The sequence below is a fragment of the Rhizobium sp. AN68 genome, from assembly GCF_030758035.1.
Taxonomy (GTDB): Bacteria; Pseudomonadota; Alphaproteobacteria; order Rhizobiales; family Rhizobiaceae; genus Agrobacterium; species Agrobacterium tumefaciens.
Genome location: NZ_JARWMI010000003.1, coordinates 2,630,655 through 2,654,296, shown reverse-complemented (window position 1 = coordinate 2,654,296; position 23,642 = coordinate 2,630,655). Strand labels below are relative to the sequence as shown.

Annotated in this window: 13 protein-coding genes; 5 read left to right on the top strand and 8 right to left on the bottom strand. The window is 59.5% G+C overall.

Going from position 1 to position 23,642, the window contains the following annotated elements:
* Positions 1 to 87: 87 nt before the first annotated feature.
* The 6 genes from RBH71_RS25850 to RBH71_RS25825 form a co-directional block, all read right to left on the bottom strand.
* The gene (locus tag RBH71_RS25850) at positions 88 to 1,095 is read right to left on the bottom strand and encodes a TRAP transporter substrate-binding protein (protein ID WP_003516523.1); all 1,008 of its coding nucleotides are present in this window, start codon (positions 1,093 to 1,095) and stop codon (positions 88 to 90) included.
* 36 nt (positions 1,096 to 1,131) lie between these two features.
* Positions 1,132 to 2,409 (bottom strand): TRAP transporter large permease, encoded by a 1,278-nt coding sequence (locus tag RBH71_RS25845; RefSeq protein ID WP_003516526.1) that lies wholly within the window; start codon positions 2,407 to 2,409, stop codon positions 1,132 to 1,134.
* A gap of 4 nt (positions 2,410 to 2,413) precedes the next feature.
* Positions 2,414 to 2,944: a TRAP transporter small permease gene (locus RBH71_RS25840; protein WP_003516529.1), complete on the bottom strand. Its 531-nt coding sequence runs from the start codon at positions 2,942 to 2,944 to the stop codon at positions 2,414 to 2,416.
* Between the two features lie 116 nt (positions 2,945 to 3,060).
* Positions 3,061 to 4,221: a fumarylacetoacetate hydrolase family protein gene (locus RBH71_RS25835; protein ID WP_003516531.1), complete on the bottom strand. Its 1,161-nt coding sequence runs from the start codon at positions 4,219 to 4,221 to the stop codon at positions 3,061 to 3,063.
* A gap of 206 nt (positions 4,222 to 4,427) precedes the next feature.
* Positions 4,428 to 5,144 (bottom strand): FadR/GntR family transcriptional regulator, encoded by a 717-nt coding sequence (locus RBH71_RS25830; RefSeq protein WP_003516533.1) that lies wholly within the window; start codon positions 5,142 to 5,144, stop codon positions 4,428 to 4,430.
* Between the two features lie 119 nt (positions 5,145 to 5,263).
* Positions 5,264 to 6,709, bottom strand: a complete 1,446-nt coding sequence (locus RBH71_RS25825) for an FAD-binding oxidoreductase (RefSeq protein WP_003516535.1) — start codon at positions 6,707 to 6,709, stop codon at positions 5,264 to 5,266.
* Between the two features lie 200 nt (positions 6,710 to 6,909).
* Between RBH71_RS25825 and denD the strand changes: the two genes are divergently transcribed.
* The 4 genes from denD to RBH71_RS25805 all read left to right on the top strand — a co-directional run bounded on the left by denD (position 6,910) and on the right by RBH71_RS25805 (position 11,691).
* A complete protein-coding gene (gene denD, locus RBH71_RS25820) occupies positions 6,910 to 7,896 on the top strand; it encodes a D-erythronate dehydrogenase (protein WP_003516536.1) in 987 nt (328 codons plus the stop codon).
* The gene (locus RBH71_RS25815; RefSeq protein WP_003516538.1) at positions 7,893 to 8,795 is read left to right on the top strand and encodes an NAD(P)-dependent oxidoreductase; all 903 of its coding nucleotides are present in this window, start codon (positions 7,893 to 7,895) and stop codon (positions 8,793 to 8,795) included. The genes denD and RBH71_RS25815 overlap by 4 nt, the downstream gene beginning before the upstream one ends.
* Before the next feature lie 9 nt (positions 8,796 to 8,804).
* Positions 8,805 to 10,589: an IlvD/Edd family dehydratase gene (locus RBH71_RS25810; protein WP_003516539.1), complete on the top strand. Its 1,785-nt coding sequence runs from the start codon at positions 8,805 to 8,807 to the stop codon at positions 10,587 to 10,589.
* Positions 10,590 to 10,716: 127 nt separating this feature from the next.
* Positions 10,717 to 11,691 (top strand): threonine ammonia-lyase, encoded by a 975-nt coding sequence (locus tag RBH71_RS25805; protein ID WP_003516541.1) that lies wholly within the window; start codon positions 10,717 to 10,719, stop codon positions 11,689 to 11,691.
* A 13-nt stretch (positions 11,692 to 11,704) separates the two neighbouring features.
* On the opposite strand, the gene RBH71_RS25800 is transcribed toward RBH71_RS25805, so the two are convergent.
* Positions 11,705 to 12,808 carry an NAD(P)/FAD-dependent oxidoreductase gene (locus RBH71_RS25800; RefSeq protein ID WP_003516542.1) on the bottom strand — a complete coding sequence of 368 codons (1,104 nt, stop codon included), beginning with the start codon at positions 12,806 to 12,808 and terminating at the stop codon, positions 11,705 to 11,707.
* A gap of 452 nt (positions 12,809 to 13,260) precedes the next feature.
* Positions 13,261 to 14,439: a M20 aminoacylase family protein gene (locus RBH71_RS25795; protein WP_003516543.1), complete on the bottom strand. Its 1,179-nt coding sequence runs from the start codon at positions 14,437 to 14,439 to the stop codon at positions 13,261 to 13,263.
* Between the two features lie 567 nt (positions 14,440 to 15,006).
* Here RBH71_RS25795 and RBH71_RS25790 point away from each other — a divergent pair.
* Positions 15,007 to 23,502, top strand: a complete 8,496-nt coding sequence (locus tag RBH71_RS25790) for a GH36-type glycosyl hydrolase domain-containing protein (RefSeq protein WP_003516544.1) — start codon at positions 15,007 to 15,009, stop codon at positions 23,500 to 23,502.
* The last annotated feature ends 140 nt before the right edge of the window (positions 23,503 to 23,642 follow it).

The following is a 23,642-nucleotide window of genomic DNA, read 5'->3' as shown; positions in this document are numbered from 1 at the left end:
TTTGGCAGCCTTTTTCTTTTCTGTATTCGCATAAACAAAAACACCCGGAGGCTGACCTCCGGGTGTTTTAATTTTATCCAGACAGGATTACTGGCCGCGGATCTTCTTCAGGTCCGCCAGAACGGCGTCAACGACGTCGGCACCGATTTCAGCCTTGTGCTTTTCGTAGACGACCATCGACTTTTCGCGGATACGTGCCTGCTCTTCCGCAGACAGCGAGTTCACTTCAAGTCCTGCAGCCTTGATCTTTTCCAGCGACTTCTGGTTCAGTTCGCGGATGACCTTGCGCTCTTCGTCACGGCCGACGACTGCGCATTCGCGCAGGGCCGTCTGTTCTTCGGGCGTGTAGCTGTCGAAGATCGGCTTGGAGAAGAGGAAGAGGAACGGCGTGTAGGCGTGGTTCGTCTCGGTGATGTACTTCTGCACCTCGTAGAACTTGGAGGTGTCGATCGTCACATAGGGGTTTTCCTGTGCGTCGATCGCGTTGGTTTCAAGTGCCGAGAACACTTCACCGAAAGCCATCGGCGTTGCATTGGCGCCGAGGTTCTGGAAGGTGTCGAGGAAGATGTTGTTCTGCATCACGCGAACCTTCAGGCCGGAAAAGTCTTCCCACTTGTTCACGGCGTGCTTGGAGTTCGAGAGGTTGCGGAAACCGTTTTCCCAGTAGGCCAGGTTTACGAGGCCCTGTTCTTCCAGCTTCTTGTTCATCATGTCGCCGAAGGCGCCATCCATCACGGCATCGGCTTCCTTGGCGTTGGAAAACAGGAACGGCAGGTCGAAGACGCCGAGCGACGGGATCAGGCCGACGAGCGGTGACGAGGACGTAACAACCGCTTCCTGAACGCCGGAGCGTAGGGCCTGCGTCGCCTGAAGGTCGCCGCCGAGAGCGCCGCCCCAGAATGCCGTCAGCTTCAGCTTGCCGCCCGACTTGTCGTCGAGGCAGGCCTGCATGGCCTTGATGCCGTTGCCGACCGGGTGGTCCTGGTTGATGCCGTTCGAAACGCGGATGTTGCGGCTGTTGAATTCAGCCATTGCCGGGGCTGCGGCGCCCACCGCGAAAGCGATGGCCGTGGTGGTCAGAAGAAGCTTTCTCATAATATCCTCCCTTGGATTTTGGTTGAGAAGTGGCGATTAACGAAGGTACTGCAGCGGAACCATCACGATGTCCGGGAAAATCACGAGCAACGCCAGAACGATGGTTTCTGCAACGAGGAAAGGCCATACACCGATCGTGACCTTGCCGAGCGGGATGCGTCCGACGCCTGAGACGACGTTCAGCACGACACCGACCGGCGGGGTAATCAGGCCGATGGCATTGTTGATGATGAAGAGGACGCCGAAATAGACCGGGTCGATGCCTGCCTGCTTGACGATGGGCATCAGAACGGGCGTCAGGATCAGGATGGTCGGTGTCAGGTCGAGCGCGGTTCCTACGATGAAGACCAGCACCATCATGGCAACCATCAGAAGCATCGGACGATCGATCAGCGGTTCGATATAACCGGCGACTTCGTTTGGAATGTTCGCAGCCGTGATGAGCCATGCGGAGACGAGGGCTGCGCAGACAAGGAACATGATGATCGAAGTGCTCTTGGCAGCGCGCAGAAGAACGTGGAACAGATCCGCCGGCTTCAGTTCGCGGTAGATCACCATGCCGACGAAAAGAGCGTAGCCGGCAGCGACAACGGCGGCTTCCGTCGGCGTCATGATGCCTGCCTTGATGCCGCCCAGAATGATGACCGGCATGCCAAGCGCCCAGCCGGCGCGGACCGTGGCAACCAGACGTTCCTTGCCCGAGGTCTTGGGCAGGGGCTTGATGTTATCCTTTCGGACCACGATCAGCCAGGCGATGATCAGCGAAATGCCCATCAGAATGCCGGGTACGATACCAGCAAGGAAAAGCTGGGTGATCGAAACGTTGGCGGCGACGCCGAAGACGATGAAGGCCATGGAAGGCGGAATGACCGGGGCAATGATGCCGCCTGCAGCGATGAGGCCACCGGAGCGCGGAATGTTGTAACCAGCTTTCGCCATCATCGGGATGAGGATCGCGGCAAGGGCTGCGGTGTCGGCGGCGGCCGAACCGGAGATGCTGGCCATGATGATGGCCGCGACAATCGCCACGATGCCGAGACCGCCCCTGATATGGCCCACAAGCGCAATCGCAAAGTCGATGATGCGGCGGGAAAGACCACCGGAGTTCATCAGTTCGCCAGCCAGAATGAAGAAGGGGATGGCGAGCAGCGTGAAGGTGTCCGCGCCCGAGATCATGTTCTGGGCGATGATCGCGGTGTTGAACATGCCCATGTACCACATGAGCACGACGCCACAGAACATCAGCGAGAAAGCGACGGGAACGCCAATCGCCATGGCTCCGAGAAGAGAGCCGACAAAAACGAAAAGTGTCATGGTATCAGCGCTCCGAAAGCTGTTCGATCGTGAGGTTCTCGCCGGCGAACTGGGCGATTTCGTCCTCTGTCACGCGGCCCGTCACATAACGGTAGAGGCGTTCCAGAGCGATGATGAACATCAGGCCGCCGGTGAACATGCCGATGCCGTAGACCCAGATCATCGACAGCTTGGTGACTGGCGCATGCATGCTGGCGTTGATGGCAGACTGCTTCCATGTTCCCCAGAAGAAGATGGCGGAACAGCCCAGAATGATAATGTTCGACAAGACCATGCACACGACACGGGCGCGGCGCGACAGGAACATCACGAGAGTTTCGATGCCCATATGGCTGTTTTCACGGAAGGTCAGTACGGCGCCGATGAAGGTCAGCCATACGAAGAAGTATCGCGACAATTCTTCCGAGATATTGATGCCGGAATTCATTGTGTAACGCATGACAACGTTGACGAAGACCATGATCGACATGCCGGCGAGCAGCAGGACGAGAATGATTTCGAGAATCCGGTAAAAGAGATTGATGGTCTTTTGCATTTTCCCCTCCCGAAGAAATATCTGGAGCATTTTCGACGAAGGATCGCCCTCAATGCTCCACCTATGGGTTTTCGCAATTCTGGGCGCAAAACCGCGATGCAGTTTTGCTGGATTGCCTAGAGCAGCCCGCGTTTCGCCAGGTTGCGCATGAGGGCCGCGGTGCCGAATGTCCATTCCGGGCATTCGTCTGTCGTCGTGACCCAGTTGATCAGCTTGCCGAGCTTGGGCGTGGAGATTTCGACACGGTCGCCCTTGGAGTGGGTGAAGCCGAGACCCGGGCCATGGCGGTCCTTTACCGGCGCGAACATCGTACCAAGGAAAAAGACGGCGCCGTCAGGATACTGATGGTTGCGGTTCAAGAGCTGGGAAGCGAGGTTTTCCGGCGTGCGGCTGATCGCCTGCATTGCGCTTGCACCGGTCATGGTGAAGCCGTCCTCGCCTTCGACCAGAAGCGATATCTGCGCCTTCTTCACGTCTTCGATGGTAAAGCGTCCATCAAACAGGCGGATGAAGGGACCGATTGCGCAGGATGCGTTGTTGTCTTTTGCCTTGCTGAGCAGGAGGGCGGAGCGGCCCTCGAAGTCACGCAGGTTGACGTCGTTGCCAAGCGTCGCGCCAACGATACGGCCGTCGGAGGCAATGGCCAGCACCACTTCCGGCTCCGGGTTGTTCCACTGCGATTTCGGGTGAACGCCGATCAGCGCGCCGCAGCCGACGGAGGCCATGGCCTGCGCCTTGGAGAATATCTCCGCATCCGGACCGATGCCAACTTCCAGATATTGCGACCACAGGCCCATTTCCTGCAGCAGTTTCTTCACTTCGGCTGCTTTTTCCGAACCGGCCTCAAGTCCCTTGAGATTGTCGCCGAGAACCGGCGCCAGCCGTCCGCGTATTTCCTGCGCGCGAAGTGGATCGCCCTTGGCCTGCTCCTCGATCACGCGTTCCAGCATGCTGTCGGCGAAGGTCACGCCTGCAGCCTTCACGGCCTGAATATCGTTGGGGGCGAGAAGTTCACCAGCGGAGCCATCCAGAAAGGCCTCGAGCGCGCCAAGCGCCACGAATGTGCCGGTGTCTGCAAGCAGCTCCACCAGATCCGTCTTTTCCAGAAGTTCAGACATGGTCGGCGAAATAGAGGTGAGGTCGTAAAGCACGCCGCCTTTTAGCAGAACGGGGCAGGGGCCGCCTTCGCTTTTCGACCATACGCGGCCGACGAGCAGGGCGTTTTCAAAGTCTTCAGGCAAAATAGCGGTAGCGTCGATGGACCTTGAGCCGGTCATATATATCCTCCCCTTCAGCCCTCCGACAGCCGCCTCCTGCGGTCATATTGTCTGGATGTCTGACAACCTAATCTCATTCTTCTTAGTATGACTTTTACAGCGAGTCTAGCGGCACCGCAGACAAAATTATCGTCTTTCGCCTCTGGATTGCCGGAAAGCAGCGAAACCTGTCCTATAGCTTTGCCGTTTAAGCTTCTGTTTGCGGCTCAGAAGATATCCAGTTCCAGATTGACCCGGCTTGCTGCCCCGAGCAGATGTTTGCGCATCGCATCCTTGGCCGCAGTCGCATCGGCGCGTTCGACGGCTTCGAAGATTGCCACATGTTCGGCGATCGTCACCTCCAGGATTTCCCCGAAAATAGCACGGGAGAAGGCGATGTTGATAGCCGAGCTGATGCGTTCTGCGATAAAGCCGAGAAACATCAGGAAATATTCGTTCTGCGTCGCTTCCGCCAGAATACGGTGAAAGTCGAGATCGGCCGCAACGCCCTCCGTCGACCAGTCGTCGGTCGTTCGCATCTTTTCCAGTGCCGCCGCCAGCCGCGCCAGCTGCTGCGGGTTGCGGTGGAGTGCTGCCAGACCCGCCGCCTCGATTTCCATCGGCATGCGAAGCTGGAAGAGATCGCGGAAATTTTCCGGATCGTTCAGACGGGACCGCTCGATGCGAATGGACAGTCTCTGCCGGGGATCGGTGACGAAAGCGCCCACGCCTTGCCGTGTTTCGACAAAACCTTCGTTGCGCAATTGCGCGATCGCTTCACGAATGACCGAGCGGCTGACGCCGAAGGTTTTCGCCAGAACATGTTCCGTCGGCAGCCTGTCGCCCGGCCCGAGTTTCGAATCATTGATTTCGCGGGCGATCTCCGCGGCGATCCGGCCGGGCAGATGATCGTTGCGATGTATCTGACTGAACTCCAGCGTCATGATTGCTCCCGTTCCACAGAAACGATTGGTCCGTTTTTTCCCGCAGCAGGCGACTTCCTCCTTCGCCGTCAGCGGGGTTTTCAGAGGCAGCGTATTCCGCCGCCTTTGCTGTTTGTCGATTAGCTATCCGGTTGCAGGGTTATCTGGCAACCGGGATTCATACGCAAATCGGGGTCAAAGGCATTTTTCAAACCCGTGATCATCCGGCGCTGCACATCAGATAGCCGGCTTTCGAAATCGGAGCGTTTCAGGCGGCCGATGCCGTGCTCGGCGCTGATGCTGCCGACGTAACGGTCAAGGACTTCGTTGACGAGGGTTTTCGATTTGTAGATGAAAGCTTCGCGCTCCTGCGGCGTTGCTCCGTTTGGCGGCAGCACGTTGAGATGGACGTTGCCGTCTCCGACATGGCCATAGGAAACCGCCAGGCATTCCGGCAGTTTTTCCGCCAGTTCAGCCTCTGCTTCGGCCACGAACGCCGCAAGTTTTGACAGCGGCACGGAAATATCGGTGCGCATATGGCTGCCGCGCAGCGCCTGACCCTCGTTCATGCCCTCGCGGAAAAGCCACAGCGATTGCGCCTGTGCTCGCGAGGAGGCGATGACGCCGTCCAGCACCAGACCGTCTTCCATGACGCCCTCGAGGAACCGTCCCATCAGGTCGGCAGTGTCTACTAGCCCCGAGCCGGAAATTTCCATCAGCACATAGGCCGGATAATCTCCGGCGATCGGCATTTTAAGGTCAGGGATTGCTTCGATTGCGAGCGTGAAGGCGACGGGCGGCATGAATTCGAAGGCGGACATCAGGTCGCAGCATTCGCGGCGGGCGCGGCGATAAAGCTTGATGGCGTCATCCAGCGAATTGAGGCCGAGCAGTGCCGTCTCGACATGTTCTGGATTGGGGTAGAGCTTTACGGACACGGCCGTGATGATGCCGAGTGTTCCTTCCGCGCCTATGAAAAGCTGCTTCAGGTCAATGCCACGATTGTCCTTACGCAGCGTCGACAGGCCATTCCAGATGGTGCCATCAGGCAATACCACTTCGAGACCGAGCACCAGTTCGCGGGTCATGCCGTAACGCAGAACGTTGATGCCGCCAGCATTGGTCGAGACGTTGCCGCCGATGCGGCAGCTGCCCTGCGCGCCGAGCGACAGCGGAAAGAACATTCCCTTGTCCTGAACCGCATCCTTGAATTCCGACAGAATGCAGCCGGCTTCAACGACAGCCGAAAAATCGTCGCTGTCTATGGTGCGGATGGCGTTCATGCGCTCGAGGCTCAGCACGACCTGACGCTTTGGCTCATCGGGAATGCCGCCGAGCACCAGCCCGGTATTGCCGCCCTGAGGGATGATGGCGAGACCGAGTTCAGCGCAGGCGCGAACCGTATCGGAGACTTCCTTGGTCGAACGGGGGCGGATGACGGCTACCGCCGAACTGGTGACGTCGCCATGCCAGTCGCGGCAATAGCGCAGCATGTCTTCCTGCGATGTCAGCAGCAATGCCTCGCCCAGCCTGTTCTTCAGCGAGAACCGCAATTCCTCGATATCGTGTTCGCTCACGATCGTCATTCCACCCTCTCCGTCCAATCCGCCCTAAAATATCCGGGCAAAGGTCTTTCGCCCTTGCTTTTGCCGGTTTGTGAAAAAATACTATTTTCAATCAAACCATATAAGGTTATCAGACAACCTTACAAGCTAATTTATCGGTTCACGAGCCGATGATGTTTTTTCGGTCTCGGGAGAATGACCGGGCCAAAGAGGAGGAAGATATGCATATCGCAATCATCGGTGCTGCAGGCATGGTTGGCCGTAAGCTGACGCAGCGTCTCGTCAAGGATGGATCGCTTGGCGGCAAGTCGATTGACAGATTCACGCTTATCGACGTGTTTCAGCCTGAAGCGCCCGCCGGCTTCTCCGGTGCGGTTGATGCGCGCGCAGCCGATCTGTCCGCGCCGGGCGAAGCCGAAAAGCTGGTCGAAGCCCGCCCCGATGTGATCTTTCATCTTGCTGCCATCGTATCCGGTGAAGCCGAACTTGATTTCGACAAGGGCTACCGTATCAATCTCGATGGCACGCGTTATCTCTTCGACGCCATCCGCATTGCCAACGGCAAGGACGGTTACAAGCCGCGCGTGGTCTTCACCTCGTCGATCGCCGTATTCGGTGCGCCGCTCCCTTATCCGATTCCGGATGAGTTCCACACCACGCCGCTGACCAGCTACGGCACGCAGAAAGCGATCTGCGAGCTGCTGCTCTCCGACTATAGCCGTCGCGGTTTCTTCGACGGTATCGGCATTCGCCTGCCGACGATCTGCATTCGCCCCGGCAAGCCCAATGCGGCTGCTTCCGGCTTCTTCTCCAATATCCTGCGCGAGCCGCTGGTTGGTCAGGAAGCGGTTCTGCCGGTGCCGGAAAGCATTCGCCATTGGCACGCTTCGCCGCGTTCCGCTGTTGGTTTCCTTCTTCATGGCGCGACGATCGACGTGGAAAAGGTCGGTCCGCGCCGCAACCTGTCCATGCCCGGCCTCAGCGCCACCGTTGGCGAACAGATTGAAGCGCTGCGCAAGGTTGCCGGCGAAAAGGCCGTTGCCCTCATTCGCCGCGAGCCGAATGAGATGATCATGCGCATGTGCGAAGGCTGGGCGCCCGGTTTCGAAGCAAAGCGCGCCCGTGAACTTGGCTTTACGGCTGAAAGCTCCTTCGAAGAGATCATTCAGGTTCATATCGAGGACGAACTGGGAGGTTCACTGAAATGAGTGTCGGCGGGGAGGAGAAGAAGCGGTCGGTTGCCTTTATCGGCACAGGCCTGATGGGCGGGCCGATGGCCCGGCGTCTGCTGGGCGCGGGCTTTTCGGTTGCGGTGTGGAACCGCAGCGTCGAAAAGGCTGAAGCGCTGGTTGCCGATGGCGCGGTTCTCGCGGCATCGCCGGCCGAAGCCGCCAGGGGTGCCGATATCGTCATCACCATGCTGAGCGACGGCAAAGCCGTGGGCGAGGTGCTGTTCGAGGCGGGTGTGGCGGACGCGCTGGAAAAAGGCGCTGTTGTCATCGACAGCAGCTCCATTGCGCCGCCTATTGCGCGCGAACACTCCTCCCGGCTACGGGCAATGGGCATTCATCATGTCGATGCGCCGGTCTCCGGCGGTGTGCCGGGCGCAACGGCGGGTACGCTCGCGATCATGGCCGGTGGCGATGAGGCGCTGATCTCTGGTCTTTCGGATTTCTTCGCGCCGATGGGCAGGCTCACCTATGTCGGCCCCTCCGGTGCGGGCCAGCTTTGCAAACTCGCAAACCAGCAGATCGTCGCCATCACCATGGGCGCGGTTGCCGAGGCGATGATGCTTGTGGAAGCGGGCGGGGCATCCCGCGAAGGGTTCCGTAACGCCATACGTGGCGGTTTTGCCGAAAGCCGGATATTGGAATTGCACGGCGAACGCATGGTGAAGCGCAATTTCGCGCCAGGCGGACCCTCCAAGTTCCAGCTCAAGGATCTGAACGGGGTGCTGGCGACGGCGAAGGATTTGTCCCTGACGTTGCCTTTGACCCAGCAGGTAACGCGGGAGTTCGATGATTTCGTCAGCGATGGTGGAGCCGATATCGACCATAGCGGTATCCTGCTTTACCTCGAAAAACTCAACAACCGGGAACAGGGCTGAGGCGGTCTCATGAGCGACGACAAGACACCCGTGCGGCGGCTGCGATCCCAGGACTGGTTCGACAACCCTGACCATCTCGACATGACGGCGCTCTATCTGGAGCGCTTCATGAATTATGGCGTGACGCCGGAAGAGCTGCGTTCCGGCAAGCCGGTCATCGGCATCGCGCAGAGCGGCAGCGACCTGACGCCCTGCAACCGCGTCCATGTCGAACTGGTCAAGCGGGTGCGCGATGGTATCCGTGATGCGGGCGGCATCCCCATCGAGTTTCCGACCCATCCGATGTTCGAAAACTGCAAGCGACCGACAGCGGCGCTTGACCGCAATCTTGCCTATCTCAGCCTGGTGGAAGTGCTTTACGGTTATCCACTCGATGGCGTCGTGTTGACCACGGGCTGCGACAAGACCACGCCTTCGGCGCTGATGGCGGCAAGCACGGTTGATATTCCGGCTATCGTCTTATCCGGCGGGCCGATGCTCGACGGATATCATGACGGCGATCTGGTTGGTTCCGGCACGGTCATCTGGCGCATGCGCCGCAAATACGGCGCCGGCGAAATCACCCGCGAGGAATTCCTGCAGGCGGCGCTCGAATCCGCTCCTTCGGTCGGTCACTGCAACACCATGGGCACGGCCTCTACCATGAATGCCATTGCCGAAGCGCTCGGCATGTCGCTGACCGGCTGCGGCGCAATCCCGGCCGCTTACCGCGAACGCGGCCAGATGGCCTATCGCACCGGCCGCCGCGCCGTCGAACTGGTTGTCGAGAATATCAAGCCTTCGGATATCATGACGCGCGAGGCGTTTTTGAACGCGATCCGCGTCAATTCGGCAATCGGCGGTTCGACAAATGCCCAGCCGCATCTGGCGGCGATGGCGAAACATGCGGGCGTCGAACTTCGCGAGGAAGACTGGCAGGTTCACGGTTATGACATTCCGCTCATCGCCAATGTCCAGCCCGCCGGAAAATGGCTGGGCGAGAAATATCACCGTGCCGGCGGTACGCCCGCCATCATGTGGGAGCTTCTGAAGGCAGGCAAGCTTGATGGGAGCTGTCCGACCGTGACCGGCAAGACCGTGGCGGAAAATCTGGACGGGCGGGAATCGACCGACCGCGACGTGATCCTTCCTTACGATAAGCCGCTCAAGGAACGGGCCGGTTTCCTCGTCCTCAAGGGCAATCTGTTCGATTTCGCCATCATGAAGACGAGTGTGATCTCGGCGGAATTCCGGCAGCGTTATCTGAGTGAGCCGGGTCGAGAGGGGATTTTCGAGGGCAAATGTGTGGTTTTCGATGGTTCGGAAGACTATCACGCCCGTATCAACGATCCGTCTCTCGATATCGATGAGCGCACCATTCTCGTCATTCGCGGGGCCGGACCGCTCGGCTGGCCGGGTTCGGCTGAGGTCGTCAACATGCAGCCGCCGGACGCGCTGTTGAAAAAAGGCATAACCAGCCTGCCGACAATCGGCGACGGCCGGCAATCGGGAACCGCGGACAGCCCGTCGATCCTCAATGCCTCGCCAGAAAGTGCCGCCGGTGGAGGACTGGCATGGCTTCGCACGGGTGATGTAATCCGCATCGACTTCAATCAGGGCAAGTGCGACGCGTTGGTACCGGATGCAGAGCTTGCTGCCCGAAAGGCCGATGGCATTCCTGCGGTGCCTGCGGATGCCACGCCCTGGCAGCGCATCTATCGTCAATCGGTGACCCAGCTTTCGGACGGTGCGGTTCTGGAAGGGGCCGCGGATTTCCGCCGGATTGCCGAGAAGATGCCCCGGCACAACCATTGACCATTCATTTGCAAGCGCATGACGAAAGATCCCCGGCCAAGACCGGGGATTTTTCTTGTCCAGCCGGTTTCACTATTAATTGCGACCTCCTAATGTACACCCAACATCCGCATTACAGGGGCAGGGCATGACAGATATTTCGATGATTGAGGCAGCGCGCCAGCGCATCGGCGAACATGCGGTGCGGACACCGCTTCTGTCGTCGCATTTTCTGGATGAGATTGCCGGGCGAAAGCTGTTCGTGAAGGCCGAGTGCCTGCAAAGAACGGGTTCGTTCAAATTTCGCGGCGGCTGGTCGGCGGTATCCGGTCTGCCGGCCGATGTGCGCGCCCGTGGCGTGATCGCCTTTTCCTCGGGCAACCATGCGCAGGGCGTCGCGCTTGCTGCTCGTCTGCACGGCGTTCCTGCCGTCATCATCATGCCGTCCGATGCACCAAAAATCAAAATCGACAATACCCGCGACTATGGTGCGGAAGTGGTGCTCTATGACCGGGCGAATGACGATCGCGACGCCATTGGCGACCGCCTGTCGAGCGAGCGCGGATTGACCCTGATCAGGCCCTACGACGAACCGCTGGTGATTGCAGGGCAGGGGACTGTCGGGCTGGAAATCGCCGAACAGGGCTTGGAACTCGGTATCGATGCGGCCGAGGTTCTCGTGCCCTGCGGCGGCGGCGGCCTCACATCCGGCATCTCCCTTGCCCTTGCGGCGAAAGCGCCGAACTACAAGGTCAGGACGTCAGAACCCGAGCGGTTCGACGATGTGGCGCGCTCACTCGCAGCGGGCAAGATCCAGCGGAATGCAACGACTTCCGGTTCGATCTGCGATGCAATCGTCACGCCTCAGCCCGGTAACATCACCTTCCCGATTATGGTTGGGCTTTGCGGAAAAGGCATTGCCGTGACCGAAGAGGAAGCACTGCGGGCCATGGTTCTCGCCTTCAACAGGCTGAAGGTCGTTGTCGAGCCGGGCGGCGCGGTGGCCTTGGCGGCGGCGCTGTTTCACGGCAACGAGCTGGAGAGCGAAACGGTGATTGCGGTTGCCTCCGGCGGCAATGTCGATCCGGAGATCATGGCGAGCGCACTGTCCCGTTTCGGCTGAGATCCGGGTGGGATCAGGCCTCGAGCCGTGCCGCAACCTCGTTGGCTATCGCCAGTGAGGCGGTGAGGCCGGGGCTTTCGATGCCGAAAAGATTGACGAGACCGGCAAGGCCGTGGCTTTCCGGCCCGTCGATGCGAAAATCCATGGCCGGTTCGTCGGGTCCTGAAATCTTCGGCCGGATGCCCGAATAGGCCGGGATCAGCGCGTGTTCTGGTAGGCCCGGCCAATAGCGGCGGATCGCGTCGCCAAAACCCTCCATGCGGCGGGGATCGACGGCATAATCAATGGTGTCGACCCACTCCACATCCGGCCCGAAACGGGCCTGACCGGCAAGATCCAGCGTCAGGTGCACGCCAAGGCCGTGGGTGTGCGGAGCGGGGTAGATGAGCCGTGAAAAAGGCGACTTGCCGGTCAGCGAAAAATAGCTGCCTTTGGCGAAACGCGCCTCCGGGATCGTGTACTTCGGCAATCCCTCGATCTGTTTTGCCGCCAGCGGTGCCAGAAGGCCGGCGGAGTTGACGAGTAGCCGGCATGTCAAGCTGAGAGGTTCCTTGCCGCCAACGTGAACGCGGAAACCGTTGCCGGTCGCTTCCGCCCTTTCGAACGGTGCATTCAGGGCGAGGGCTGCGCCATGGTCTTGCGCGTCGCCGAGCAGCGCCAGCATATAACCATGGCTATCAATGATGCCGGTCGAATGTGAAAGCAGGGCCGCTACGCAGTTGAGCGCAGGCTCGAGCGACAGCGCCTGCGTGGCATCGACCAGTTCGAGGTCGTCGCAGCCATTGGCGTTACCCTTTTCCTTGAGGGCCGCCAAGAGAGCCGTCTCGTCCGCGTTCGCTGCCACGATGAGTTTGCCGCAGCGGCGGTGCGAAACGCCATGGCTCTGGCAGAACGTATAAAGCCGCTCCCTGCCTTCAACGCAAAGGCGTGCCTTGAGGCTGCCTTCAGGATAATAAAGCCCGGCGTGAATAACCTCGCTGTTGCGCGAAGAGGTGGCGGAACCGAATTCCTTTTCGCCTTCGAGGATGATGACGGAAAGACCGCGCATCGCCAGCTCGCGGGCCGTCGCCAGTCCGATCACCCCGGCTCCTATGATGATGGCGTCGATATCCGTCATGGTCCTTATCCGAGCCTGCCAATGATTTTGAACGGAAATGCCGTCTGCGACGTTGATCCTGCGCAATGGGTAGATTGATGCTTGTCCGGCGGCAAGTCGCGATCCTTATTTTTCCCAATGCGCCGAACTTATGGAATTTTATCTCTACTGAAACAGTGGGGAATAAAGCTATTCTTCACGGGAAATAAGCAGTGCCCGCTTTGACGGGCCGAGCAGGGAAGGGAGTTGTACAATGTCTTATTCCAAGGCCGGAAAAGCAAAAGACTTTGTCTCGCAGCCCCAGTCGCAGCGAAACTGGAGAGATTCGGTTCACGCGGCTCTTGTCGGCGTGTGCGTGGCTTTTGTAGCGGCGGTCATACTCGGTCTCGTTCCCTGATCCTCCCAGATTTTCTCATCAGGAAACTTGAGAAAAAAAGGCCGGTCGCTCCTCCGACCGGCCTTTTTATATTCATTCACGCCTTCAGATAATCCTCCGCCAGATCGACCCAGAAGGCGGTTCCGATTGGCAGGATATCGTCGTTGAAGTCGAATTTCGGATGGTGCAGCGGCGGGTCGTTTTCGGTGCGCGCGGTGCCGAGGAAGAAGTAGCAGCCGGGCCGTTTTTCGAGCATGTAGGCGAAGTCTTCCGCGCCCATGGACGGGCGCTGCATTTCAACCACCTTTTCCGCCCCGGCAAAACGACGGGCCAGACCGGCGACATAGTCCGTTTCCGCCTTGTGGTTGACTGTCGCATTGTAGCCGCGCTCGTAATCGAGCGTGACACTCATGCCATAGCTGGCCGCCTGGCCTTCGGCTATCGCCCGGATACGCTTTTCCAGTTCGTCGCGCACACCCGCGTCGAAGGAACGGATGGTGAGCAGCATTTCCGCCTTCTCGGGAATGACGTTGCTTGCAACACCAGCATGGAATGCGCCAACAGTGACGACCGCCGACAGTTGCGGATGGATGTTACGGGACACCACCGTCTGCAAGGCCATGATGATACTGGCGCCCGCAACGATAGGGTCGGCCGCATCCTGCGGTTCGGCGCCGTGGCCGCCATATCCGTTGACGGTGATCCTGCATTCATCGACGGCGGCAAGGATCGGGCCGTCGCGCAGGACGAATTGTCCGAAGGGCACGCCGGGATCGTTATGGAGGGCAAAAACCGCATCGCATGGGAAGCGGTCGAACAGTCCGTCCTCGATCATGATGCGGGCGCCGCCGAAATTCTCCTCCGCCGGCTGGAAGATCAGATGCAGGGTCCCATCGAAATTCCTGCGTTCGGCGATGATCTTCGCGGCTCCCAGGAGCATGGCCGTGTGTCCGTCATGGCCGCAAGCATGCATGACGCCATCATTGGCGCTTGCATATTCCGCTCCAGTTTCCTCACGGATCGGCAGGGCATCGATATCGGCGCGAATGCCGAGCGTGCGGGCACTGTCGCCATTGCGGAGCGTGGCGACGATACCGGTTCCGGCAAGTCCGCGCGTTACTTCGTAACCCATTTCCACCAGCTGCCCGGCAATGAAATCCGAGGTCTGGAATTCGGAAAGACCGATTTCGGGATGCCGGTGCAGGTGGCGGCGGATTGCCACCACATCCGGCATATGGTTGGCGAAGGAGGCAATGTTTGCGGTCTGTCTGGTCATTTTCGAAGTCCCTGGTTACGCCGCTTTTTTCCAGCGCTTTTTGCAAATTTCATAGCAGCATATACGCGGGCATGTAAGGGGCGTTCCCGGAGCCGGAATGCCTTGAAATTCATCGCTTGCATCGTATCGCGACAGGTGGCATGGAACTATAGACGTCCTGGGGCATTAGCGTTTCGGATGTGGCGCAGGCCTTCTCGGCCTCGCGTTGCCCTTCAGGTGTCAAAGGGGGACTATCTGACGTTGCGCGAACAATTTTCGCCGTGGGGGAAGGTGCGAAATCCGGTTGGAACGGCATTGCCGGGCCATAGGGCGAAATTTTCCTGTCGTCGAAAATCCATTCTCCGCAGAGATCCCCGGCTTTGCATGGTCGGAGGGATCGCGCAGCAAAACGCCGTGCTTGCGGATATTCGCCGTTTGACGATGCGTTGCACACAACGTCTGATCCGGTTCACCGAAGGTTCAGGATAAGTCATAAATATAGCGTGGCCCGATTTCGTGCGTATTCCCGCCACGGACGAAACGCCGGTCAAGTCGAACAATTCTCCATAAAGTTCAGAATACGAGCCGATGTCATTTCATATTACCCCGACCGCCGCCGCCCGTGATTCCGAGACGAAGCAGATCGATCACAATGATTCGATCCGCGCGTCCTATATGACGGTCGAGGAACTGCATGATGCCGGTGCCGCGCTTTCGCGCGACGGTGCCGATACCCTTCCCGGCTTCATGGAGTTCGACTTCTTCGAGCGCCACCGTGAGAACGAGAAGGAAATCCTGCGGGTCTACCGCACAACGGCCGTCGACGCGGAAAATGGCGCGACGATAACGCCGGCGGCGGAATGGCTGCTCGACAACCACTACGTCATCGAAGAGGCGATCCAGGAAGTCCGCCGCGATTTTCCGCGCAAGTTCTATCGCCAGCTGCCGACAATGACGGTGGGCGGCGTGACGATCCCGCGGGTCATGGCGCTCGGCTGGCTTTATGTCGCCCATACCCACAGCACGGTCTCGCGCGAGAACATGACGGCGCTGGTGGATGGCTACCAGACGTCGAAGACGCTGCAGATCGGCGAATTGTGGGCGCTGCCCTCCATCATCCGTTTTGTCCTCATCGAAAATCTTCGCCGCATCTCCATTCGCGTGGAACGCTCGCGCCGCATGCGCCAGAAGGCGAATGAAGTCGTCGACGAAATCATTCGCCTGAACGATGCGGAAGCCTCCGCGGCACTTCTCAAGCAGGTCGATTCGCTGGTCGATGACCCGACCTTTGCGACGCAGTTCCTCTATCGCCTCAGAAACGGCTCGCAGACTTCGGGTTTTGCGGTGGCCTGGCTTGAAGAACGCCTGCATGCTGCGGGCACCGACGCTGAAAACGTCATGATGTCGGAACACAACCGGCTGGCCTCCGGCAATGTGACGATGGGCAATATCGTCAAGAGCCTGAGGGAAATCGACGATACCGAATGGTCGGTGTGGTTCGAGGAAGTCAGCCATATCGACAAGGTCCTGCGCGAGGAAACCGATTACGAGATTCTCGATTTCGGTTCGCGCAACACCTATCGCAACACGATCGAGCTTCTGGCGCGTCGCTCCCCCAAGACAGAGGTAGAGGTCGCGCGTGCCGCCGTGGAAATGGCGAGATCCGGCGAGCCTGCCGAGGTGTCTGAAAACCATCGCGTCAATGTCGGCTCCGTACTCGTCGGCGAGCGCCGGTTCGAGCTTGAAAAGGTGCTCGCTTACAGGCCGCTGGTCTCGCAGCATATCGTCCGGTCTATGCGCAAGTTCAACTGGCTCGCAATTGCGGCGCCAGTGTTTCTCATCACCGCGCTCGTCATGCTTGCCGTCGGCTGGTTCCTGGCCGAAGCTGGCATGCCCTGGTATGTGGTGACCGCATTCCTCTTGATGTTTGCATTGCCTGCTTCGGAAGGCGCGACCGGTCTGTTCAACACGCTCGTCACTTTCTTCGTGAAGCCGTTCCGGTTGGTCGGATACGAGTTCAAGAACGGTATTCCACAGGACGCCCGCACGCTTGTTGCCGTGCCCTGCATGTTGACCAGCCGCGACAGCGTCGATGAGATGATGCGCAATATCGAGGTGCATTATCTCGCCAATCCGCATGGCGAGATTTATTTCGCGCTGGTCAGCGACTGGCGCGATGCCCAATATGAGCAGTCCGGCGACGATCTCGAGATTCTCGAATATGCCAAGCGCGAACTGTCGGCGCTGAACAGCCGTTATGCCTTCGATGGCAAGACGCGTTTTTACCTGTTGCACCGCCGCCGCATCTACAACCCGTCCGAAGGCTGCTGGATGGGCTGGGAGCGCAAGCGTGGCAAGCTGCATGAACTGAACATGCTGCTGCGCGGCGACAAGGACACGACATTCCTCGGTGGCGCCAATATCGTGCCGGCCGATGTCAAATACGTCATGACGCTTGATGCCGATACGCGCCTGATGCGCGATGCGGTGACCAAACTCGTCGGCAAGATGCATCACCCGATCAACCGCCCCGTCATCGATCCGGTCTCGGGACGTGTGGTTGAAGGTTATGGCCTGTTGCAGCCGCGCGTTACGCCTTCGCTGACGACGGGCAAGGATGCCTCCGTCTTCCAGCGTGTCTTCTCGATCAATCGCGGTATCGACCCTTACGTCTTCACCGTTTCCGACGTTTATCAGGACCTGACCTCCGAAGGCACCTTCACCGGCAAGGGTCTTTACGACGTGGATGCCTTCGAGGCGGCTCTTAAGGGCCGGATCGAGGAAAACTCCATCCTCAGCCATGATTTGCTCGAAGGATCCTTTGCGCGCTGCGCGCTGGTGACCGATGTGGAACTGGTCGAGGATTTCCCGACCCGCTACGAGGTGGAAGTCTCGCGCCAGCATCGCTGGGCGCGTGGCGACTGGCAGCTGCTTCCCTATATTCTCGACCGCGCCCGTGGTGTTACCGCGATCGGCCGGTGGAAGATGGTCGATAACCTGCGCCGTTCGCTGACGCCGATTGCCTGGTTCTTTGCCTCGATCCTCGGCTGGTATTTCATGGACCCGCTCGGTGCGCTGATCTGGCAGATCCTGCTGATCTTCTCGCTGTTCGTCGCTCCGACGCTCTCGCTGCTTTCCGGCCTCGTGCCGCGCTCCACTGATATCGTGCCTCAGGCGCATTTCCATACCATCTGGTCGGAAATCCGCGCCACCAATGCGCAGGTTGCGCTGCGTATCGTCTTCATTGCCGATTCTGCCTGCATGATGACGGATGCAATTGTCCGTTCGCTCTACCGTCTGCTCGTCAGCCACAAGCTGATGCTGGAATGGCGCACCGCCGCCAGCATGCAGTCTAGCGCCCAGGGCGGCATCACCTATTATTTCCGCCAGATGTGGCATGCGCCTGTTGTGGCCATGCTCGGCCTGTTGTTTGCGGCGCTGCCCGGTGACAATGCCTTCCTGATCGGCATTCCCTTCACACTGCTCTGGGTTCTGTCTCCCGCCGTTGCCTGGTATGTCAGCCAGTCGGCGGAAACCGAAGACCGGCTGTTCGTTTCGGAACACGTCTCTTTCGAGCTTCGCAAGATCGCGCGTCGCACGTGGCGTTATTACGAAGCCTTCGTGACACCGCAGGAAAACCACCTGCCGCCGGACAACTTCCAGGAAACGCCGGAGCCGATTGTTGCCTCGCGTACATCGCCTACCAATATCGGCGTTTACCTGCTTTCCATCATTTCGGCGCGCCAGTTTGGCTGGATCAGCTTTGCCGATACGCTGGAGCGGATCGAGAACACGATCCAGACCGTCGAGAAGATGGAGAAACATCGCGGCCATCTCTACAACTGGTACCATACGGACACGCTGCAGACGCTTGGTCCCCGTTACGTTTCGGCGGTGGACAGCGGTAATCTCGCCGGTCACCTGATTGCGGTTTCGTCTGCCTGCCGCCAGTGGGCGGAAGCGCCTTCCGCGCATCTTCAGGGTAATCTCGACGGTATCGGCGATCTCGCCGGTATTCTGCGCGAAACGCTGAAAGCGCTGCCTGACGACCGCAAGAACCTGCGTCCGCTGCATCGCCGCCTCGAAGAACGCATCATCGGTTTTTCGAACGCTCTTGCCTCGGTCAAGCGCGAGCATGAATTCGCATCGATCCGCGTCATCAATCTTGCGGTACTCGCGCGCGACATCCAGAAGCTCGCTACCAATGTCGATCACGAAGTAAAGTCTGCGCAGAGCGCGGAAGTGACACGCTGGGCACAATTGCTCGTGGATTGCTGCGAGGCGCATATTTCAGACAGCGCCATCGACCTCACCAATATGGAGCCGCTACGCCAGCGTCTTGCATCGCTGCGCGACCGCAGCCGCAACCTCGCTTTCTCGATGGATTTCACGTTCCTTTATCGCAAGGATCGCCGTCTTCTGTCGATCGGCTACCGCGTCGAAAGCAAGGAACTGGACGAGGCCTGCTACGACCTTCTGGCGTCCGAATGCCGCCTGACCAGCCTGTTTGCCATCGCCAAGGGCGATCTGCCGACCGAGCACTGGTACCGTCTCGGCCGCCAGGTCGTGCCGATCGGTGCGCAGGGCGCGTTGGTCTCCTGGTCGGGTTCGATGTTCGAATATCTGATGCCTCCGCTCGTCATGCAGGAGCGTCAGGGTGGCATTCTCAACCAGACCAACAATCTGATCGTCAAGGAACAGATGAACCACGGCCGCCGTCTCGGCACGCCATGGGGCATTTCCGAAGCGGCGTTCAACGCCCGCGATCACAACATGAACTACCAGTACACCAATTTCGGTGTGCCGACGCTTGGCCTCAAGCGCGGTCTCGGCCAGAATGCTGTCATCGCGCCCTATGCGTCGATCCTCGCCAGCCAGTACGATCCTGACGGTGCGCTGGAAAACCTCGACAAGCTGCGCAAGCTTGGCGCGCTTGGACAGTACGGCTTCCATGATGCCGTGGATTTCACGCCGACACGTGTGCCTGACGGCAAGGTCTGCGCGGTGGTCTACAACTATTATGCCCACCACCACGGCATGTCGATCGCGGCTGTCGCCAACGTCGCCTTTGACGGTGTATTGCGCGAACTCTTCCATTCCGACCCGGTAATCGAGGCGGCCGAACTCCTGTTGCAGGAAAAGGCACCGCGCGAAGTGCCTGTCATGAGCGCCAAATACGAGCCGGAAACCCCAGGCAAGGAACAGGCAGACCTGCTGCGTGCGGAAGTGCGCTCCATCGCCGACCCGGCCGTGCGCGACCGCGAAGTGGTGTTCCTGTCGAACGGCCATTATTCGACGATGCTCACCTCAACCGGTGCTGGATATTCGAAATGGAACGGTCAGGCGATTTCCCGCTGGAAGGCCGACCCGACCGAAGATCGTTGGGGAACCTTCATCTTCCTGCGCGATACCACCAATGGACAATGGTGGAGTGCGACGGCTGAGCCGCGTGTCATCGAAGGCGAAAAGACCAAGACGATCTTCACCGACGACAAGGCCGAATTCCACAAGAATGTCGGCGATCTGCAGAGCGTCGTTGAATGCATCGTCGCCACCGAGCACGATGCCGATGGCCGCCGCGTCACGCTGCTCAATGTCGGTTCCGAGGATCGTTACATTGAAGTGACCTCCTATATGGAGCCGGTCATTGCGTCGGAAGACGACGACAACGCCCATCCGCTGTTCTCGCGCATGTTCGTGCAGACGGAGATCGGCCGGCGCGGCGATGTCATCCGCGCCTGGCGTAACCGCCGCAGCCCGAATGAGCCCGGAACGATCATCGCGCATCTTGCTGCCGATAACGCCGGCCCGTCGCGCCCGACGGAGTTCGAGACGGACCGCGCCAAGTTCATCGGCCGCGGCAGATCGCTCGGTGAAGCGGCTGCATTCGATACGGGTGCTACGCTTTCCAACACCGACGGCTTCACGCTCGATCCAATCCTGTCGTTGCGCCGCACTGTGCGCGTACCGGCCGGCAAGAAGGTGAGCGTGATTTTCTGGACGATTGCCGCGCCGAGCCGCGAGGAAGTCGACAAGGCGATCGACCGTTATCGCCATCCTGACGCATTTGCCCATGAACTCGTGCATGCATGGACGCGCACGCAGGTGCAGATGCGCCATGTGGGTGTCACTTCGCAGCAGGCCGCCGCTTTCCAGCATCTCGGCCGTTATCTGACCTATCCGGACATGCATCTGCGCGCGGATTCGGAAACGCTGAAAACGGGCCTCGCTTCGCAGCGGGCGCTTTGGCCGCTTGCCATTTCGGGCGATTTCCCGATCTTCAGCCTGCGTATCAACGACGATATGGACATGGATATTGCCCGTGAGGCGCTCAGCGCCCACGAATATCTGCGTTCGCGCGGCGTGATCTTCGATCTCGTCATCGTCAACGAACGGGCCGCGTCGTATGCACAGGATATGCAGCATGCGCTGGATCATATTTCCGAGGCACAGCGTCGCATCAATCCCGCCGATGGTGGTAGGCCGCATGTGTTCTCCGTTCGCCGCGACTTGATGGACGAAGAGACCTGGAGCGCGCTTCTGGCGGCCTCCCGTGTCGTGCTGCATGTGCGGAATGGCAAGATTGTCGACCAGATCAACCGCGCCGTGTCGCTTTTTGCGGCGCATCGCGGTCCTGACGGCGCGACTGAGGCCGCGCAGGCTCGCCTGCCAGTGCCTGCATTCCCCGTCGCTGAGGCTGTCGAGGATGCGGGCGATCTCGATTTCTGGAACGGTTTTGGTGGTTTCGCCAAAAGCGGAGAGGAATATGTCGTGCGCCTGCATGGTGGGCAATCCACACCGCATCCTTGGATCAACGTCATCTCGAACGAAAGTTTCGGCTTCCATGTGTCGGCGGAAGGCGCTGGTTTCACCTGGAGCCGCAATTCCCGTGACTATCAGCTGACACCCTGGAGCAACGATCCGGTCATCAACCGGCCGGGCGAGGCCTTCTATGTTGCCGATGTGGAAACAGGAAAGCTCTATACGCCCTGTGCTGCCCTTTCGCGTGATCCGGAAGCCCTGTTCGAAACCCGTCATGGTCTCGGTTACTCCGTAATGACCGGCAAGACGGATAAGCTTGAAGTCGAGGTGACGCAGACGGTAGACCGTGAAAAGCCGGTCAAGTTCTCGCAGCTCATCGTACGCAACAAGGGTTCGAAAAGCCGCCGCCTGAAAGTCTATGCTTATGTGGAATGGGTGCTGGGCAATAATGGCCAGAAATCTGCGCCGTTCATCCTGAGCAGGCACGATGCCGGCAGCAATGCGATTTTTGCCTCCAACCCTTACAGCATCGACTATAGCACCCGCACTGCCTTCCTGACGCTCGACAGCGAGGCAAGCGGCTTTACCACCAGCCGCCGTGAATTCATCGGCCGCTTCGGTTCTGCACAGGCTCCACAGGGCATTGTGTCCGGTGCGGCACTCAGTGGCAGCACCGAGGTGGACGGCGATCCCTGCGCCGCCTTGATGCAGGAAATCCACCTGAAGCCGGGCGAAGAACGGCATATGACCTTCATTCTCGGCGATGCCGACAATGCGGAGGAGGCGGCAACGCTGGTCGAACAAGTCCGTGCGGCGGATTTCCAGTCGGTGCTGGAGGGCAGCAAGGCGTTCTGGACTGGCTTTACCGGCCAGTTGCAGGTTACCACGCCCGATGCCGGCTTCAACCACATGGTCAATAGCTGGTTGCCCTATCAGGCGCTGGCGTGCCGCATCCTGGCGCGCACGGCCTTCTATCAGTCGAGCGGCGCCTTCGGCTTCCGTGACCAGCTTCAGGACACGCTGGCATTCCTGCTCTACCAGCCGGATCTCGCTCGCAAGCAGATCCTGCGTGCGGCAGGCCGCCAGTTTGCGGAAGGCGACGTCCAGCATTGGTGGCTGCCTTTGACCGGTGCAGGTGTCCGCACGACGATCTCTGATGACGTGGTCTGGCTCGCTTATGCGATCAACCAGTATGTCTCGGCTACGGGCGATGCGGCCATCCTTGATGAAAGCATCCCCTTCATCAAGGGACCGGCATTGATGCCGGGGCAGCACGATGCCTTCTTCCAGCCGGAGACGAGCGACAAATCCGCTAGCCTCTACGAACACGCGGCTCTGGCGCTTGATCTCGCGATCCATCGCACCGGCGAAAACGGTCTGCCGCTGATCCTCGGCGGTGACTGGAACGACGGCATGAACCGTGTCGGCATCGGCGGCAAGGGCACCAGTGTCTGGCTTGGCTGGTTCCTGGCCGGAGCGCTTCGCGATTTCATAGCGATCGCCGAAAAGCGCGGTGATACAGACCGTGTCGGCAGGTGGTCGGCGCATCGCGAAAAGCTTCGCAATGCTCTCGAAACTGCGGGTTGGGACGGCAGCTATTACCGTCGCGGTTATTTCGATGACGGCACGCCGCTCGGTTCCGCCACCAGCGAGGAATGCCAGATCGATTCACTTGGCCAGAGCTGGAGCGTTCTTTCCGGCGAGGGTGAAGAAGGGCGGTCACGGCAGGCGATGGACGCTGTCATTGAGCATCTGGTCGATGAAAAGGCCGGTATCATCCGTCTGTTCACCCCGCCATTCTCGCGGGCACCGCATGATCCGGGTTATATCAAGGGATATCCGCCGGGTGTGCGCGAAAACGGCGGACAATATACCCACGCGGCGACCTGGGTAGTGCTTGCCCTTGCCAAGCAGGGGCGTGCGCAGGAGGCGTGGAACTGCTTCAAGCTGCTCAACCCCGTCAACCATGCGCTCGACGCGGCATCCTCCGAAACCTATCGGGTCGAACCCTATGTGGTGACCGCCGATGTCTATGGTGAGGGCGCTTATGCGGGTCGCGGCGGCTGGAGCTGGTACACGGGTTCCGCCGGCTGGCTCTATCGCGCCGCGATCGAGGGCATTCTCGGTATCACCCGAACCGAAGGCAAGCTTCACATCGCGCCGTCGCTGCCCGAAGACTGGAGCGGCTTCTCGGTGAAGATCACGCTGGACGGTAAAGCAAAGGACATCGTCGTCAGCCGTAAGGCCGGCACGGCAGAGGTCTCTGTATCCGTCGACGGCAAGCCCCTGTCGGCTGACGATCGGGTGATCCCGTTCGACTGACGACCGGCTCTACGTTTGCTTTTAAAATCAGGCTCCTGCGGTGACGCAGGGGCCTTAATTTTTATTGTGGCTGCCCTGGTATTGTTTGTCTGTACGGAGGCGCGGTAACAGCTTTGTCCTGGCGGGTATCTCCAGCATCA